The sequence below is a fragment of the Ruegeria sp. J8 genome (assembly GCF_056531925.1).
Genome location: NZ_JBQFMR010000006.1, coordinates 207,978 through 224,754 on the forward strand (window position 1 = coordinate 207,978; position 16,777 = coordinate 224,754).

Sequence of the window (16,777 nt, forward strand, 5' to 3'; positions counted from 1 at the left end):
ATGAGCTGGAATATCTGTGTCATCGGAGCAGGCAAGATCGGTCATATGATCGCCGCCCTGCTGAAATCGTCATCCAACTATTCGGTCACCGTGGCCGACCGCGACTTGTCGGCCCTTTCGGTGCTGAACCGGCAAGGTATCTCGACCCGGCAGATCGACGTCGGCGATGAAACGCAATTGGCGCAGGGCTTGGCGGGGTTTGATACCGTGATCTCGGCCGCGCCGTTTTTTTTGACCCCGCAGATCGCCAAGGCGGCCAAAGCGGCAGGGGCGCATTACTTTGACTTGACCGAGGATGTGGCGGCCACCAATGCCGTGCGCGAACTGGCCGACGGCAGCGAAACCGCCTTCATGCCGCAATGTGGTCTGGCACCCGGTTTTGTCGGCATCGCTGGGGCTGCACTGGCGGTCGAATTCGACACGCTGGACAGTTTGCATATGCGGGTGGGGGCGTTGCCTCTGTTCCCGACCAATGCGTTGAAATATAACCTCACATGGTCCACCGACGGGTTGATCAACGAGTATTGCAACCCTTGCGACGCCATCGTGAATGGTGAGCGGATCAAGACCGCGCCGCTGGAAGATTACGAACTGCTGGGCCACGACGGGGTGGAATATGAGTGTTTCAACACCTCGGGCGGCTTGGGCACTTTGCCCGAAACGCTGGAGGGCAAGGCGCGCGCGGTGTCCTATCGCTCGATCCGGTATCCCGGCCATTGCGATATCCTGAAGCTGCTGCTCAAGGATCTGGGGCTGGAACGCCGGCGCGATCTGCTCAAGGATATTTTCGAGACCGCCCTTCCGCGCACGGATCAAGACGTAGTGCTGGTCTATTGCACAGCCAAAGGCATGATCGAAGGAAGCTTGCGCGAGAAATCCCTGATCAACAAAAGCTATGCCCGCAAGATCAACGGACAGGTCTGGAGCGCCATTCAAGTCACCACTGCCGCAGGCGTACTGGGCGTGGTCGATCTGATGCGCACCGGTGCGCTGCCTGCCAAGGGCTTTGTCCGGCAGGAACAAGTGGCCCTGTCCGATTTCCTGAACACCGAATTTGGCCAGCTTTATCGCGCTGGCGATGCAACCCAACAAAACAAGGCGGCCTAAGATATGAAAGACATCGTGATGACTGCGCAAACCACCCTTGCCAATCTGGACCTGACAGCGGCTGAGCTGACCGGCGGCTCGCTGACCGTGCGCTCGCCCATCGACGGCAGCCTGCTGGCCGAGGTGCATGAAACCCCGGCGGGCGACATGGAGACTGTGTTTGCCAATGCCAAAACGGCATTCAATGCCTGGCGCACCGTACCCGCTCCGCGCCGGGGTGAATTGATCCGTCTGCTTGGCGAGGAACTACGCGCCGCCAAAGAAGATCTCGGCGCGCTGGTGAGTTGGGAGGCGGGCAAGATCACCTCCGAAGGGCTGGGCGAAGTGCAAGAGATGATCGACATCTGCGACTTTGCCGTGGGTCTGTCGCGCCAGCTATACGGCCTTACCATCGCATCCGAGCGCCCAGGCCACCGGATGATGGAGACATGGCACCCGGCGGGGCCAGTCGGCGTGATTTCGGCCTTCAACTTCCCGGTTGCGGTTTGGTCGTGGAACGCGGCGATCGCGCTGGTTTGTGGCGATACGGTGATCTGGAAACCATCCGAAAAGACACCTCTGACCGCGATGGCTTGCCAGAAGATTTTCGAACGGGCACTGGCTCGGTTCGGTGATGCGCCGGATCACCTGCTGCAAACCCTGGTCGGCGGTGCCGCGCTGGGCGAGGCGTTGGTGGCCAGCGAAGATGTGCCGGTGATCTCGGCGACCGGTTCCACCCGCATGGGTCGCGCAGTGGCTCCTGTGGTGGCATCCCGCTTTGGCAAGTGTATTCTGGAACTGGGCGGCAACAACGCGATGATCGTTGGCCCCTCGGCCGATCTGGAAATGGCGGTGCGCGCAATTGTCTTCTCAGCCGTGGGAACAGCCGGTCAACGCTGCACCACGCTGCGCCGCCTGATCGTGCATAACTCGATCCGTGAGGAACTGGTGGGTCGCTTGAAAAAGGCCTATGCCGGTCTGCCCATCGGCAACCCGCTGACCGAGGGCACGCTGATTGGCCCGCTGGTCGATGAGGCCTCGGGCGCCGCCATGACCGCAGCGTTGGACGCGGCCAAAGCCGAAGGGGGCACCGTGTTCGGCGGTCAGCGCGTCACCGAGGGCGTGCCGGATGGCGTCTATATGCAGCCCGCCATTGTTGAGATGCCCGACCAGACGGCCACCGTAAAGACCGAGACCTTTGCGCCGATCCTCTATGTGATGGGCTACGACGATTTTGATAACGCCATCGAGATCCAGAACGATGTGCCGCAAGGCCTGTCGTCTTGCGTGTTCACCCTGAACATGCGCGAAGCGGAACAGTTCCTGACCGCAGCCGGATCAGATTGCGGTATTGCCAACGTCAATATCGGTCCGTCTGGGGCCGAGATTGGCGGAGCCTTTGGTGGTGAAAAAGAAACCGGCGGCGGGCGTGAAAGCGGATCGGACGCGTGGAAGGCCTATATGCGGCGCCAGACCAATACGGTGAATTACTCGGCCGAACTGCCGCTGGCGCAGGGTGTGAAATTCGACATCTGATCGTTGTCCCGGCGGCCTTTTCGGAGTGTCGCCGGGATTAATCTGCAAACAGGTAGTCCAGACGCAGAATGCGTTCCGCAATGTCCGTCGTGGCGTTCAAAAACCCGGCAACAGCCACCGCATTCTCGTCTTTTGTATTGGTTTCACGGATGCGGAAATAATCGTCCGAGGCAGCCGCGCGGATCATTTCGGATTCGTAGGCCAGCGAATGGCGCAGAGTGGGGATCAGGGGCGCGACCGTCTGTTCGGGGCTTTGCGCGCCTGCCAAACCGACCCGACGGGCGTGCCCGATCAAGTAATCGTTGGAATACTCGCACTCGACCTCAAGCACATGGGTACGCGCTTGATCGGCGCAGAAGTCCTGAACGATGTCCAGATTGGCTGGGTCAACGCACAGAACCAGCTTGTCGGTGTTGAAACTGTCGAACAGCATACCCACAATCGCCCGCCTGTGGCGTGAGCGTTTCAGCAAAGTGGTCTCGATCCCGCCCAGATCAGGTAACGCAGTGTCTTGTTCGTTGAACAGATATTCGACGCAGGCCATGTCAGTTTCCGAGACGATCTGATCAATCAACCGCTTGGCCACGTGCCACTTTTTGCACACCACCAGGTACAGGTCACGATCCGGGCCTAGCGTATTGGCGGCCTCCCAGAACCTTTGGCCGTGGCGACGTCCGACTCGGCCACGCCCGGTTAGGAAGCCGTAGAGATTGCGCCCCTCATCCGAGATCTGAAACTCCACCCCCTCAGCCGCGTAGAGCGCGCCAAGCCGGTCCTTCAGCTCATGCGCCTCGGGGCTGATTTTGCGGGCAAACAGGTAATCCTGCCCCAGCAACATGTCATAGTGGTCGTTGTAGAACGTGACCGGCATCCCGTAGTCCGAAAACATCAGGAAAGTGGGCGTTCTGTTCTCGATCTCGTCGCGGGGAACCAGGTGGCGGACGAGGGTCTGAAAGAAGGTCTCATCCGGAATCCATGTGGTCGAGAAGAACCGTTTCACGTCCGGCCGTTGGCGCAGGAATTCCAGGATCATCTCAATCGTGCGGCGGCGCAGGCACCACCATTGACTGCCGATCATCACTTGGATGTCTGCCGGAACATCGCGGGTCAGGCCAAAGCGTTTCTGCAATTCGTATGAGGTGTAGAACGACCAGCTTTGGGTGCGCTCGTTGAAGAAATGACGATAGATCAGCCGGTCTTCCTTCATCCCGGTCTTGATCCAGTTGCTGTCAAAGAAATCGTGGCTTTCGACAAAGTCGTGGTCGCGTTCGTCCAGAAAGTTGTGCGTGTACTCGGCCGTCTTGATCGCCATGCAATCGCCCGAGACCATGTAGAAATGCGTGGCGCGTGGAAAGGCTGTAACGGCGGCTTCGATCGCATTGAGGGTGGCCTGAACCAACGACCATTCCCCCCAGCCGCATTTGATGCGCTTTTTGGCAAAGGTGACGTTCGGGTTGCCCTTTAACGCGTCTTGAATGCGCTGAAAGGCGTCCTTGCTGGCGCGCGCGTCGAAATGGATCGCCATGCAATCGCCTGCGGCCGTCAGTTGTTCAGCCTGCGCGATGATCGCATCAGGGTCTTTGTGGCACAGCAAAATATAGGCAATCTTTGCCATTTGTTTCACAATTTCCGTTTCTGCCCGTTTGCAACCGTGATACTGAGGATGAGCGATTGAATAAACAGAATATTTTTGGTTCTCTGATTTGAAAATGCGGACAAGATTTCAAGGTTCTGATCCGCGCAGGAGGCATAGCAGATGGGTTTTCCCGGTACATGGATGACCGAGAGTGAAAGCATGGTGTACCGGGTGGTGCCGAAATGTGCCTGCTCGACCATTGGCCAGATCATGTATTACTCGGATCATGGCCGCTTCTTTGACGGTGATATCCATGACGCCAAGGATGGGATGCACAAATGGGCCTTTGATGGCAGTCAGGGGCCGATCTCGGACAATGTCAGGTCTCATGCGTCTTATGCGTTCACATGCGTGCGCAATCCCTACACGCGGATTCTCAGCTCGTTTTTTGACAAGATCTGCGGGATTCAGCGCAACGGCAAGCGCTATCGCGGCAATCTGGTGCCGACGCTGATCTATAATTATGGGATTGAGGTTGGCGGCGATGACGGCAAGGGTGAGTTCGACCAGATCGCCAGCTTCCGTCGGTTTTTGCTGTTCGCGCGTGATACGATCCGCTGGCGCAGACCGATGGACCCCGATATTCACTGGTCGGCCATGTCAGGCCATGTCTCGACCTTTATCGTCAACGGCGGGCGCTATGACCGGATTTTCTGGACCGAAGCCTTCAACGAAGGGATGCAGGATGTCCTGAACCATCTGAACACGCCGCACTCTGTGGACCTGTCCCAGATCCCGCGCTTCAACGAATCCGAAGGGCATGGGCCAAAGCGAGCGCACCCGGTCGAGGATTATTTCGACGATCTGTCGATGCATCTGGTCTACGAAATCTACAAACAAGATTTCGAGCTTTTCAAATACGATTTCGAGAACCCTGCGAACAAAATGCCAACCGGCGCGATTGATCTGGACGAGGTCCACGCCAAACTGGGGGATTGAGGGGCTCTAGGTGCGTCGCGCAGAGGTGCATCTGCCTAGGGCAGGATTTGCAAGTCAGGGTCTGCTTTGAGCCCTAAAGTTACCAGATACTCAATTTGACACGTTGCCACAAATCGAGTTGCTTGTTCGCATGTTCATTTATCAATTCGTGCCGTCTGACACACTCGTTTTAATCCCTTCCCATCTTGGAAAATACAAATGCCTTTTGCTGATCGAGAGACCCGTTGGAGAAGAATTTCGACATGAATTAAGTCGGTTGTTGGTTAGTAGTGGATGCCTTTTTACCATGGCGTGGGGTTTGGACTGCTCTCTTTGGGATGACAGTGTAGACTATGCGAACATTGAAAAATTCGACTATCGCGGCATTCCTGATGATCAAGTCGTCATGACGACTTGGCATGAAGAGGATACACTAGAAGAAGTGCTCAGGTTTGCAAAAGTGGACGCCGTTGTTTCGTATGCAGATGAACCGTTTCACAATCTTCTAGTTCTCGACTTCGTAAAGGAAAATCGAGCCGAGCTCATCGAAGCAGCTTACAACCGAATAATCTAAAAACCGAGAAGTTCATCGCTCGGCGAACGGCAGCAAAAGGTCCGCACAACAGAACAAAAAACGGCCCACCGTAAAGGCGGACCGTTTCCTGTTGAGCGGTGTCCAACTCAAACCTGACGCACAGCCCCTTTGGCCGCGCTTGTGGTCAGTTTGGCATAGGCCTTCAACGCCGTGGAGACTTTGCGTTTGCGCGGGGCGGCAGGTTCCCAGCCTTTTTCATCCTGCTCGGCGCGGCGGGTGGCCAGTTCTTCGTCCGAGACCGCCAGATGGATCGAGCGTTTGGGGATGTCGATCTCGATCTTGTCACCCTGACGCACCAGACCGATAACACCGCCCTCGGCCGCCTCGGGTGAGACATGGCCAATCGACAGACCCGAGGTGCCGCCCGAAAACCGACCGTCGGTTAGCAGCGCGCAGGCTTTGCCCAGACCTTTGGATTTTAGATACGAGGTCGGGTAGAGCATTTCCTGCATCCCCGGCCCACCGCGCGGACCTTCGTAGCGGATGACGACCACGTCGCCCTCTTTCACCTTGCCGGTCAGGATGTCGTTCACCGCCTGATCCTGGCTTTCGCAAACATAGGCCGAGCCGGTAAAGGTCAGGCTGGCCGGGTCCACACCGGCGGTTTTCACAATACAGCCGTCGCGCGCGATATTGCCGAACAGAACGGCCAGACCGCCATCTTGGCTAAACGCGTGTTCCTTGGACCGGATCACGCCGCCCTCGCGGTCGGTGTCCAGCTCTTTGTACCGGTTCGACTGGCTGAAGGCCTGCGTGGTGCGCACGCCGCCCGGCGCGGCTTTGAACAGGTCTTGCGCCTTGGGGTTGTTGGCGACCTTGATGTCCCAGTTGGCAATCGCCTCGCCCATGGTGCCGGAATGTACGGTGCTGCACCCCTCGTGTAGCAGACCAGCGCGGCTGAGTTCGCCGAGGATTGAGAATATGCCACCGGCGCGGTGGACGTCCTCCATATGCACATTCTCGGTATTGGGCGCGACCTTGCACAGGCACGGCACTTTACGGCTGAGCCGATCCATGTCGGACATGTCGAAATCCACGCCGCCCTCATGCGCAATGGCCAGCAGGTGCAGCACGGTGTTGGTCGAGCCACCCATGGCGATGTCCAGCGACATGGCGTTCTCGAACGCGTCAAACGTGGCGATTTCGCGGGGCAGGAAGCCCTTTTCGTCCAGATCATAGTGGCGCTTGGTGATCTCGACGATGCGGCGGCCTGCTTCAAGGAACAGCTCTTTGCGATCCGAATGGGTGGCTAGCGTCGAGCCATTGCCCGGCAGGGCCAGACCCAGCGCTTCGGCCAGACAGTTCATCGAGTTTGCAGTGAACATGCCGGAACACGACCCACAGGTGGGGCAGGCATTTTCTTCGATGTGCTGAACCTGTTCGTCGGTGAACCGGTCATCCGCGGCAGCAACCATGGCGTCTACAAGGTCGATTTTCTTGGCGTCCAGATCGGCGATGTCGATCTTGCCGGCCTCCATCGGCCCGCCCGAAACAAAGATTGCAGGGATGTTCAGGCGCATGGCGGCCATCAGCATACCCGGCGTGATCTTGTCACAGTTCGAAATGCAAACCATCGCATCGGCGCAGTGTGCGTTGACCATATATTCGACCGAATCCGCGATCACCTCGCGCGAGGGCAGCGAATACAGCATCCCGTCATGGCCCATTGCGATGCCGTCATCCACGGCGATCGTGTTGAATTCCTTGGCGACGCCGCCGGCTTTTTCGACCTCGCGCGCGACCATCTGGCCAAGGTCTTTCAGGTGAACGTGACCGGGCACAAATTGCGTGAACGAGTTGACGATGGCGATGATCGGTTTGCCGAAATCGTCATCCCCCATACCTGTTGCGCGCCACAGGCCGCGGGCTCCGGCCATGTTACGGCCATGGGTAGAGGTTCTGGATCGGTAGAGTGGCATGACGCTGTTTCCCTATTGCCTCGGGTTGCATGTCTTGGGGTTCGTACGTTATAGCGCACGTATCACATGTGCGCTATAACGCACAAGAGGATTCGAAAGACGAACGACATGGCACCGGATGAAATAACGCTGAAACTGCGGGACGTGCGCGCGGCCTCGGGGCTGAGCCTGTCGAAGGTGGCCGAGATGACAGGCGTCAGCAAAGCCATGCTGGGCCAGATCGAGCGTGGCGAGTCCAGCCCGACCATCGCGACCCTATGGAAGATCGCCAAAGGGTTTCAGCTGCCGCTCAGCGCGTTGATCGGATCGTCCGTTCTGCGTGACCCGGCGGATGCCAGCCTGTTCCGAACCGTGACTTTCCCCGGCAGCATCGAGGTCAAGATTGTCTTTCCTTATGACCCCGCCCTGGGAGCCGAGACCTTTCACGTTGATCTTGCCCCAAACCAAAGCCACGAATCCGCCGCCCATGCCGCAGGGGTGACCGAAGAGGTATTTGTTCTGAATGGATCGCTTGAAATTCTGCGCGATGGCGAATGGGTGCCTTTGCGGGCCGGGCAGGGGCTGCGTTTTGCCGCCGACTTGCCGCATGGCTATCGCGCCGGGCCCGAGGGGGCCGCGTTTTTGAATATGCATCACTACGCGCGGGTCGCATCCGTCTGAACGTCGTAGAAAAGGGGCTCTAGTGGCAGATTTCATCACCTCACTCACGCTGGCGGATGCCATCGGGTCTTTCGGGGCGCTTGTCGTCGTGGCCGCGTATTTCGCCACTCAGATGCGGATGATGAATTCAGACGATCTGGCCTTCCCGATCCTGAACCTGGCCGGGTCCATCCTGATCGTCTATTCCCTGCTCGAGAATTTCAACCTCGCCTCGATGTTGATCGAGACATTCTGGATCTTGATCAGCCTGATCGGTATTGTGCAGTTTTTCCGCCTGCGCCGCACAAGGTAGCTGTTCTGCCGCCCATCCAGCCTTGAACCCGCATTCGCGCGCGTATAGGGAGAACGCAAGCGCGCGCAGCGGAGGCCCAGATGCAGGACGATCCGAAAACCCTCGTTTCCACCGAATGGCTTGCAGCCCATATGAAAGACCCCGATCTGCGGGTTTTGGACGGGTCGTGGTACCTGCCGCAACAGCAGCGCGACGCCAAGGCTGAATATGATGCGGCCCATATCCCCGGTGCGCGGTTTTTTGATATCGACGAGATTTCGGATGCGCGGTCCGACCTGCCGCACATGGCTCCTCCGGTCGAGAAATTCATGTCGCGGATGCGGGCGATGGGTGTCGGCGACGGGCATCAGGTCGTGGTCTATGACGGCGCAGGCCTGATGTCGGCGGCACGGGTCTGGTGGCTGTTCCGCCTGATGGGGCAAGAGAACGTGGCCGTTCTGGACGGCGGCTTTCCCAAATGGCAGGCCGAGGGTCGCGAGATCGAGGATTTGCCTCCTGTGATCCGGGACCGTCACATGACAGTGCGCGTGCAGAACCATCTGGTGCGGGATGTGACGCAGGTCTCGGCCGCAGCCAAGCTGAACGATCACGAAATCATCGACGCCCGCGCGGCCGCCCGCTTTGCAGGCACCGCGCCCGAGCCGCGCGAAGGGCTGCGTTCGGGCCATATTCCGGGGTCGCGCAACGTGCCTTTTGGCGAATTGCTGAACAAAAATGGCACGATGAAATCGCCCGAGGAGTGCCGCGCTGTGTTCGAGGGCGCTGGCGTTGATCTGTCGAAACCCGCCATCACCTCATGCGGGTCGGGCGTGACCGCCGCGATCCTCAGCCTTGCGTTGGAACGCATGGGCAAGAAAGACCATTCGCTTTATGACGGCTCCTGGGCTGAATGGGGTGCCTTCCCGACCCTGCCCGTCGCAACCGGAGAGACCTGATGTTCGAGAACCTCAAACCGCAGCCTGCCGACAAGATCTTGGCGCTGATGCAGATGTACCGCGACGACCCGCGCGATCAAAAGATCGACTTGGGTGTGGGCGTCTACAAGAATGCCGAAGGCGTGACCCCGGTGATGCGCGCCGTCAAGGCCGCCGAAAAGCGCATTCTGGAAGAGCAGGACAGCAAAGCCTATACCGGTCTGGCTGGTGATCCGGCCTATGCCGATGCGATGATCGGCCTGATCCTTGGCGATGCCGTGCCGCGCGGCAATATCGCTGCCGTGGCGACCCCCGGGGGCACCGGTGCCTGTCGTCAGGCGTTTGAGATGATCCGCATGGCCAACCCTGAGGCCCGCGTGTTCGTGTCGAACCCAACATGGCCCAACCACCTGTCGATCCTGAGCTATCTGGGCATCGAAACCGTCCCGTACCGCTACTTCGACGGCGAGACGCGCGGCGTCGATTTCGACGGCATGATCGCCGATCTGAAAACGGCCAAGGCGGGCGACGTGGTGCTGCTGCATGGCTGCTGCCACAACCCCACCGGTGCAAACCTGAACATGGTGCAGTGGCAAGAGGTCGTGGACTTGATCAATGCGCAAGGCCTCGTGGCGATGATCGACATCGCATATCAAGGCTTTGGCGATGGTCTGGAAGAGGACGCGCAGGCGACTCGTCTAGTGGCCTCGTCGGTCAAGCGTTGCCTGATCGCGGCCTCCTGTTCCAAGAACTTCGGCGTCTACCGCGAACGGACTGGCCTGCTGATGGCGATCAGCGATGACGCGGCGCAGACATCGCTGAACCAATCGACGCTGGCCTTCCTGAACCGTCAGAACTATTCCTTCCCGCCTGACCATGGCGCGCGCGTTGTGACCACGATCCTGAATGACGACGCCCTGCGCGCCGACTGGGCGGCAGAACTGGAAGAGGTGCGCCTGTCGATGCTGGGTCTGCGCCAGCAACTGGCGGACGAGCTGCAACGCCTGACCGGTTCTGACCGCTTTGGTTTTGTTGCTCAGCACCGAGGCATGTTTTCGCGCCTGGGTGCCGCGCCGGAACTGGTCGAGCAACTGCGGGTCGATCACGGCATCTATATGGTGGGCGACAGCCGGTTGAACATCGCCGGTCTGAACGCAACGACGGTGCCGATTTTGGCTAAGGCGATTGTTGACGTCGGCGTCTGAGGCCCTTTCAAAATCAAGCAAAGCCGCGCTTTCCTGCGCGGCTTTCTTTTTGGGAAAACAAAAAAACCGGGCGCGAACGCCCGGTTTTGATTTGAATACTCTCGAGTCTTAGCCCTTCGAGAACTCGGGGTAGGCTTCCATACCCAGCTCTGCCATGTCGAGGCCGTTGATCTCATCCTCTTCGCTAACGCGGATGCCAACGGTGGCTTTCAGGATACCCCAGAGAACCAGTGCACCGACAAAGGTGAACACACCGTAGGCCGCGATACCCAGCAGCTGTGTGCCCAGCGAGGCCTCACCGTAGAAGATCACGGCGATGGTGCCCCAGATGCCTGCGAACAGGTGAACCGGGATGGCACCGACAACGTCGTCGATCTTGAACTTGTCCAGCATCGGAACCGCGAATACTACGATGATGCCGCCAACCGCACCGATCCACAGCGCGCCGAACAGGGTCGGGGCCAGGGGTTCAGCGGTGATCGAGACCAGACCGGCCAGCGCGCCGTTCAGCACCATGGTCAGGTCAGGTTTCTTGTACAGAACCTGCGTCAGGATCAGGGCTGCTACAGCACCCGAGGCTGCGGCCATGTTGGTGTTGGCAAAGATGCGCGACACGTCCGATACGTCACCCACGGTGCCCATCGCCAGTTGCGAGCCGCCGTTGAAGCCGAACCAACCCAGCCACAGGATGAACGTCCCCAAAGTGGCCAGCGCCAGGTTCGAACCGGGCATCGGGTGCACTTTGCCGTCCTTGTACTTGCCGATACGCGGGCCAAGGATGATTGCACCGGCCAGTGCCGCCCAGCCACCGACCGAGTGTACTACGGTCGAGCCTGCGAAATCCGAGAAGCCAGCCTCAGACAACCAGCCGCCGCCCCACTGCCACGAGCCCGAGATCGGGTACAGGATACCAGTCAGAACAACGACGAAGATCAGGAAGGGCCACAGCTTGATCCGCTCGGCGACGGCACCTGACACGATCGAGGCGGTTGCCGCAACGAATACAAGCTGGAAGAAGAAATCCGAGCCGATCGAGGCATAGTCAAGCGCCGCTGCATCGGAACCAATACCCACTGGATCAAGTACGGTCGGACCACCAATGGCAAAGAAACCATTGAAGTCGCCGGGATACATCGTGTTGAAGCCGACCAACCAATACATGATCGCCGCTATGGAAAAGAGCGCGATGTTTTTGATCATCTGCATCGCCACGTTCTTGGAACGCACAAGGCCGCCTTCCAACATGGCAAACCCGGCCGCCATGAAGAAGACCAGGAAACCGGCCATCAGGAACAGCAGAGTGGTGAAGATATAGCCCACGTCCTCCATCGAAGAAGGCGGGTCATTCGCGAATGCAGCCGCCGGAAAGGCGACCAGCACAGCGGCTGTGGCGAGAATTCGGTTTAGTTTCATTTGATATCTGTCCTTTTACGGATGGGCGCGGATTACAGCGCTTCCTCGTTGGTTTCCCCGGTCCGCACGCGCAGGGCCTGCTCGACGTCGAGGACGAAAATCTTGCCGTCGCCGATCTTGCCGGTCTTGGCGGTTTTGGTGATGGTTTCGACGATCTGATCGGCCATCGTGGCGGGCACCACGATCTCCAGCTTGATCTTGGGTACGAAGTTCACGGCATATTCTGCGCCGCGATAGATTTCTGTGTGACCCGATTGCGAGCCGAAGCCCTTGATTTCGGTCACCATCATGCCGCGCACGCCTGCTTCGGTCAGTGCCTCGCGCACCTCCTCGAGCTTGAACGGCTTGATTGTCGCAATGATCAGTTTCACGTTGATCCCCTCTGCTTCCCCGGTCTGTCCGGCTTGTTTGCACTCGCAGCAAAAAAGCGTGCTCGGGTGCTGTAGGAAACGTCCCGGGTCTGCGAAGAGGGGGAAAATTGTGGCAAGGTGCACAATTTTTGCACAAATAATGCAAAACGATTAAAAATTATGCATTCAAGAGAGGGAATTTACCAGTAATTCTGACCTCAACTTCATCGGTACGGCAGGGTATGGTGCGTCAAAACGATAATCGGGCAGAGTTCGGAAATGACTGAGTCCAGGCGCCGCAAGACCCCTCTGGTCGCGGATAAAAGATACCCGTCCAAGGGCCGCAAGCCCAAGACGACCAAGCGCGCGGCCAAGCCAGCGGGCAAGAAATCTGTTGCGCGCAAAACCACCTCGCGCAAGGCCACGCGTAAGAAAACACGAAAGAAATCCGGTGGCGGGGGTGGCGGAATCTTCCGCCGGATGTTCCGCTGGCTGTGGCGTCTGGTCTGGGGCGTGACCTGGCGCGTTGGGGCTGTGTGTGCGCTGCTATTGGCGCTGGCGATCGGCGTTGTCTACTCAACGCTGCCCAATGTCGATTCGCTTTTGGACGGTCGTGCGCGCGGTTCGGTCACGATGCTGGACCGCGATGGTAAGGTTTATGCGTGGCGCGGGGATCAGTTTGGTGGGGTCATCACCGCCGATACCGTGTCGCCGCATCTAAAACACGCGGTCATCGCGACCGAGGACAAACGCTTCTATCGCCATTTCGGCGTCAGTCCCCGTGGCGTTGCCAGTGCTGTGCGCATCAACCTCAGCGAAGGGCGAGGGCCGTTGTCGGGCCATGGCGGGTCGACCATTACCCAGCAGACGGCCAAGCTGTTGTGTCTTGGCGTGCCCTACGATCCCGCCGAGTGGGAGTCCGAGGCCGCGTATGAGGCGGATTGCCGTCAGGGTTCGCTCTGGCGCAAGGCAAAAGAGGCCGTCTATGCGATGGCGATGGAGGTCAAGTATTCCAAAGACGAGATTCTGACCATTTACCTGAACCGCGCTTTCCTTGGGGCCGGTGCCCGTGGGTTCGAGGCTGCCAGCCAGCGTTATTTCGGGATCTCGGCGGCCGAGGTTTCGCCGTCCGAGGCAGCGATGTTGGCAGGGTTGCTGGTCGCGCCCACACGCTATGCTCCGACGAACAACCTGCAACGCTCGCAGGATCGGGCGCGACTGGTCGTCGGGCTGATGGAGGACCAGGGATACCTGTCCACCGCGCAGGCTAGCGAAGCCCGCGCGCGCCCGGCGGTTTTGTCGGATGCTGCTGCTGCCCGCGCAGGGGGGTATTTCGCCGATTGGGTCATGGCCAGCGGACCTGAATTCTTTACCCGTAATACGACCGAGGATGTGGTGATTCGCACCACGCTGGATCAGCGCATCCAGACATCGGCAGAAGAGGCGCTGAAATACATCTTTCAGGAAAAGGTGCGCGAAGGGTCCAAGGCGCAGGCCGCCATTGTTGTGATGTCGGCCGATGGGGCGGTGCGCGCCATGGTTGGCGGGCGCAAGACCCGCGTGTCGGGGGCGTTCAACCGCGCCACGCAGGCGCTGCGACAGACCGGGTCATCGTTCAAGCCGTTCGTCTATGCCACGGCGCTGGAACTGGGCTATTCGCCGTTGGATACGGTGATGGACGAGCCTTACTGCATCGATATCCCCGGCTCGGGCCAGTGGTGTCCCAAGAATTACACCAACAAGTTCTATGGTCGGGTGACACTGGCGGATGCCCTGAAGAACTCGCTGAACATCCCGGCGGTGAAAGTGGCCGAGATTTCAGGGCTAGAGAATGTGCGCACCGTTGCCAGCGAATTCGGTATCGCCAGCGATCTGGCCGAAGGCCCGGCACTGGCATTGGGCGCGTCTGAGAGCACGCTGATCGAGATGACGGGCGCCTATGCGGGTATTTTGAACGGAGGCTCTGCGGTTGAACCTTATGGCCTGACCGAGCTGAAGCTGTTGGGTGACGATACCCCTGTCATGGTGACGACAACCGGTATTGGTGAGCGTGTCATAAATGACAAGGCGGCCAAGCAACTGACCTGGATGATGGAGCGTGTGGTGTCCGAGGGCACCGGTGGGCGCGCCAAACTGCCGGGGTGGCAGGTGGCAGGCAAGACCGGCACCACGCAGGCGGCGCGGGATGCTTGGTTCATTGGCTTCACGGCGGATTATGTGACCGGTGTCTGGATGGGGTATGACGACAACACGCCGCTGTCTGGCGTCACAGGCGGCGGCCTGCCCGCCGAGATCTGGAAAGAGACGATGGTGCGCGTGACCGAAGGGATGACACCCACCCCACTGCCCATGCTGGCCCCGGACCCGCCGGTGCGAACCGAACAGCCTCGGCAGCAGCGCCGCAGGCAGAACAACGGGTTTGAGAAGGCCATCAACAACCTGCTGAACAATATATTCGGCAACTAAGTCACAATAAAAGGCGGTGCGCTGGGCACCGCCTTTTCTACACGTGGTGAGGCGAAATCAGACGCTTTCGTTCAGTGCGGCCAGAATGGCGTCGCCCATTTCTGTGGTCGAGACCGGCTCAACGCCCTCTTCGGCCAGCAAGTCGGCGGTGCGGACACCATCGGCCAGAACCTTCTCGATCGCGGCTTCCAGGCGATCGGCCTCATCCCCTTGGTCAAAGCTGTAGCGCAGCGCCATGGCAAAGCTCAGGATACAAGCAATCGGGTTGGCCTTGCCCTGACCCGCGATATCGGGGGCCGAGCCGTGGACGGGTTCGTACATCGCCTTGGGGCGGCCGTTGGCCATGGGCGCACCCAGCGAAGCGGATGGCAGCATACCCAGCGAACCGGTCAGCATCGCCGCGCAATCCGACAGGATATCGCCGAACAGGTTGTCGGTGACGATCACGTCAAACTGCTTGGGTGCGCGCACCAGCTGCATCGCGCCGTTATCGGCATACATATGGGACAGCTCGACCTCGGGGTAGTCCGCTGCGACACGGTCCACGACCTCGCGCCACAGGATGCCCGATTCCATCACGTTGGCTTTCTCCATCGAGCACAGCTTCTTGTTCCGGCGCATCGCCAGTTCAAAGGCCGAGCGCGCGGCGCGTTCGATCTCGGACTCGGTATAGCGCTGGGTGTTGATGCCTACACGCTCATTACCTTCGTTGAAGATGCCGCGCGGCTCGCCGAAATAGACACCCGATGTCAGTTCGCGCACGATCATGATGTCCAGACCGGCGACGATGTCTTTCTTCAGCGACGAGAAATCCGCGAGTGCGTCAAAGCACTGGGCCGGGCGCAGGTTGGAAAACAGGTCCATTTCCTTGCGCAGGCGCAGCAGGCCGCGCTCGGGCTTTACGCTGAAATCCAGATCGTCGTATTTCGGGCCACCCACGGCGCCCAGCAGAACCGCGTCCACCTCTTGCGCCTTGGCCATGGTTTCGTCCGTCAAAGGCGCGCCATGCGCGTCATAGGCGGCACCGCCGACCAGATCCTCGCTCACGTCAAAGTGAAGGCCGCGTTTTTCGCCGAACCAGCCGATGATTCTGCGCACTTCGGCCATAACTTCCGGGCCAATTCCGTCTCCGGGCAGGATGAGGAGCGAGGGGTTGGACATGAAAGGTCTCCTTGCGTTTCGTCGCACAGGCCCTAGCGTCTGCATCGCATCGGGTCAATGAGACGATCCCGCCAAACCACGAGGAAAACACATGCTGACACCCGGAAACCCGGTTCCCGCACTGAAAATTGAAACCGTCGCCGGTGGGGACTTCGATCTTGAGCGCGACAAGGGCGAAAACGGCACGTTGGTGATTCAGTATCGCGGGTTGCATTGCCCGATCTGCATTCGTCAGATGGGCGAGGTCGAAGCGGCGCTGGATGACTTTGCCGAACTGGGGATCGAGGTGGTGATGATCACCACGGACACCGCCGAGCGCGCTGCTGAAACGGTTGAAAAAGCGGGCGTGTCGCGCCTGCGTGTGGGTCACAGTCTGCCTATGGCCGAGGCGCGGGAAGACTGGGGGCTGAACATCTCGGAAGGACGTGAAGGGACTGCAGAGGCCGCGTTCTTCGCCGAGCCGGGACATTTCTACATCTCGCCCGACCGCAACCTGTATTTCGCCTGGCAGCAGACCATTCCCTTTGCACGCCCCGCCATTGCCGATATTGCCGGAGGCATCAAATTTGCGCTGAACAACGGCTATCCCCCGCGCGGCACCTATACCGGTGCCCTGTAGGTGGTGG

At 59.3% G+C, this 16,777-nt stretch carries 15 protein-coding genes; 10 read left to right on the forward strand and 5 right to left on the reverse strand.

What is annotated here, in order from left to right; all coding sequences use genetic code 11:
- Both ACR0L1_RS14310 and amaB read left to right on the forward strand, forming a co-directional pair.
- Complete coding sequence (locus tag ACR0L1_RS14310; protein WP_480504226.1) at window positions 1-1,107, forward strand: saccharopine dehydrogenase family protein; 1,107 nt, start codon at window positions 1-3, stop codon at window positions 1,105-1,107.
- Between the two features lie 18 nt (window positions 1,108-1,125).
- Window positions 1,126-2,622, forward strand: a complete 1,497-nt coding sequence (gene amaB / locus ACR0L1_RS14315) for an L-piperidine-6-carboxylate dehydrogenase (RefSeq protein WP_480504271.1) — start codon at window positions 1,126-1,128, stop codon at window positions 2,620-2,622.
- A 37-nt stretch (window positions 2,623-2,659) separates the two neighbouring features.
- On the opposite strand, the gene ACR0L1_RS14320 is transcribed toward amaB, so the two are convergent.
- A complete protein-coding gene (locus tag ACR0L1_RS14320; protein ID WP_480859521.1) occupies window positions 2,660-4,237 on the reverse strand; it encodes a DUF5928 domain-containing protein in 1,578 nt (525 codons plus the stop codon).
- Between the two features lie 141 nt (window positions 4,238-4,378).
- On the opposite strand from ACR0L1_RS14320, the gene ACR0L1_RS14325 reads away from it, so the two are divergent.
- Together ACR0L1_RS14325 and ACR0L1_RS14330 are read left to right on the forward strand one after the other, a co-directional pair.
- A complete protein-coding gene (locus ACR0L1_RS14325; RefSeq protein ID WP_170790131.1) occupies window positions 4,379-5,197 on the forward strand; it encodes a sulfotransferase family protein in 819 nt (272 codons plus the stop codon).
- A 130-nt stretch (window positions 5,198-5,327) separates the two neighbouring features.
- A complete protein-coding gene (locus ACR0L1_RS14330; RefSeq protein WP_480859523.1) occupies window positions 5,328-5,750 on the forward strand; it encodes a DUF7684 family protein in 423 nt (140 codons plus the stop codon).
- Window positions 5,751-5,857: 107 nt separating this feature from the next.
- On the opposite strand, the gene ilvD is transcribed toward ACR0L1_RS14330, so the two are convergent.
- A complete protein-coding gene (gene ilvD / locus ACR0L1_RS14335) occupies window positions 5,858-7,690 on the reverse strand; it encodes a dihydroxy-acid dehydratase (RefSeq protein ID WP_170353840.1) in 1,833 nt (610 codons plus the stop codon).
- Window positions 7,691-7,798: 108 nt separating this feature from the next.
- Here ilvD and ACR0L1_RS14340 point away from each other — a divergent pair, with 108 nt between their 5' ends.
- From ACR0L1_RS14340 to ACR0L1_RS14355, 4 genes are all read left to right on the forward strand, one after another.
- Window positions 7,799-8,350, forward strand: coding sequence for a helix-turn-helix domain-containing protein (locus ACR0L1_RS14340; RefSeq protein ID WP_170771112.1), 552 nt, complete (start codon window positions 7,799-7,801; stop codon window positions 8,348-8,350).
- A 22-nt stretch (window positions 8,351-8,372) separates the two neighbouring features.
- Window positions 8,373-8,642 (forward strand): CBU_0592 family membrane protein, encoded by a 270-nt coding sequence (locus ACR0L1_RS14345; protein WP_170786337.1) that lies wholly within the window; start codon window positions 8,373-8,375, stop codon window positions 8,640-8,642.
- 80 nt (window positions 8,643-8,722) lie between these two features.
- A complete protein-coding gene (sseA, locus tag ACR0L1_RS14350) occupies window positions 8,723-9,577 on the forward strand; it encodes a 3-mercaptopyruvate sulfurtransferase (RefSeq protein WP_480859525.1) in 855 nt (284 codons plus the stop codon).
- Window positions 9,577-10,761, forward strand: coding sequence for an amino acid aminotransferase (locus ACR0L1_RS14355; protein ID WP_480859527.1), 1,185 nt, complete (start codon window positions 9,577-9,579; stop codon window positions 10,759-10,761). The genes sseA and ACR0L1_RS14355 overlap by 1 nt, the downstream gene beginning before the upstream one ends.
- Before the next feature lie 108 nt (window positions 10,762-10,869).
- Here the strand turns inward: ACR0L1_RS14355 and ACR0L1_RS14360 are convergent, their stop codons facing one another.
- Window positions 10,870-12,174 (reverse strand): ammonium transporter, encoded by a 1,305-nt coding sequence (locus tag ACR0L1_RS14360; protein WP_170771102.1) that lies wholly within the window; start codon window positions 12,172-12,174, stop codon window positions 10,870-10,872.
- A 32-nt stretch (window positions 12,175-12,206) separates the two neighbouring features.
- Window positions 12,207-12,545 carry a P-II family nitrogen regulator gene (locus tag ACR0L1_RS14365; RefSeq protein ID WP_058273036.1) on the reverse strand — a complete coding sequence of 113 codons (339 nt, stop codon included), beginning with the start codon at window positions 12,543-12,545 and terminating at the stop codon, window positions 12,207-12,209.
- A gap of 258 nt (window positions 12,546-12,803) precedes the next feature.
- On the opposite strand from ACR0L1_RS14365, the gene ACR0L1_RS14370 reads away from it, so the two are divergent.
- Window positions 12,804-14,990 carry a transglycosylase domain-containing protein gene (locus tag ACR0L1_RS14370; RefSeq protein WP_480859529.1) on the forward strand — a complete coding sequence of 729 codons (2,187 nt, stop codon included), beginning with the start codon at window positions 12,804-12,806 and terminating at the stop codon, window positions 14,988-14,990.
- A 57-nt stretch (window positions 14,991-15,047) separates the two neighbouring features.
- Here the strand turns inward: ACR0L1_RS14370 and leuB are convergent, their stop codons facing one another.
- On the reverse strand, window positions 15,048-16,151 hold the full coding sequence (gene leuB, locus ACR0L1_RS14375) for a 3-isopropylmalate dehydrogenase (RefSeq protein ID WP_480859531.1): 1,104 nt from the start codon (window positions 16,149-16,151) through the stop codon (window positions 15,048-15,050).
- A gap of 91 nt (window positions 16,152-16,242) precedes the next feature.
- Here leuB and ACR0L1_RS14380 point away from each other — a divergent pair, with 91 nt between their 5' ends.
- Entirely contained in the window at window positions 16,243-16,770 is a 528-nt protein-coding gene (locus ACR0L1_RS14380) for a redoxin domain-containing protein (RefSeq protein ID WP_170786347.1), read from the forward strand.
- Window positions 16,771-16,777 lie beyond the last annotated feature (7 nt).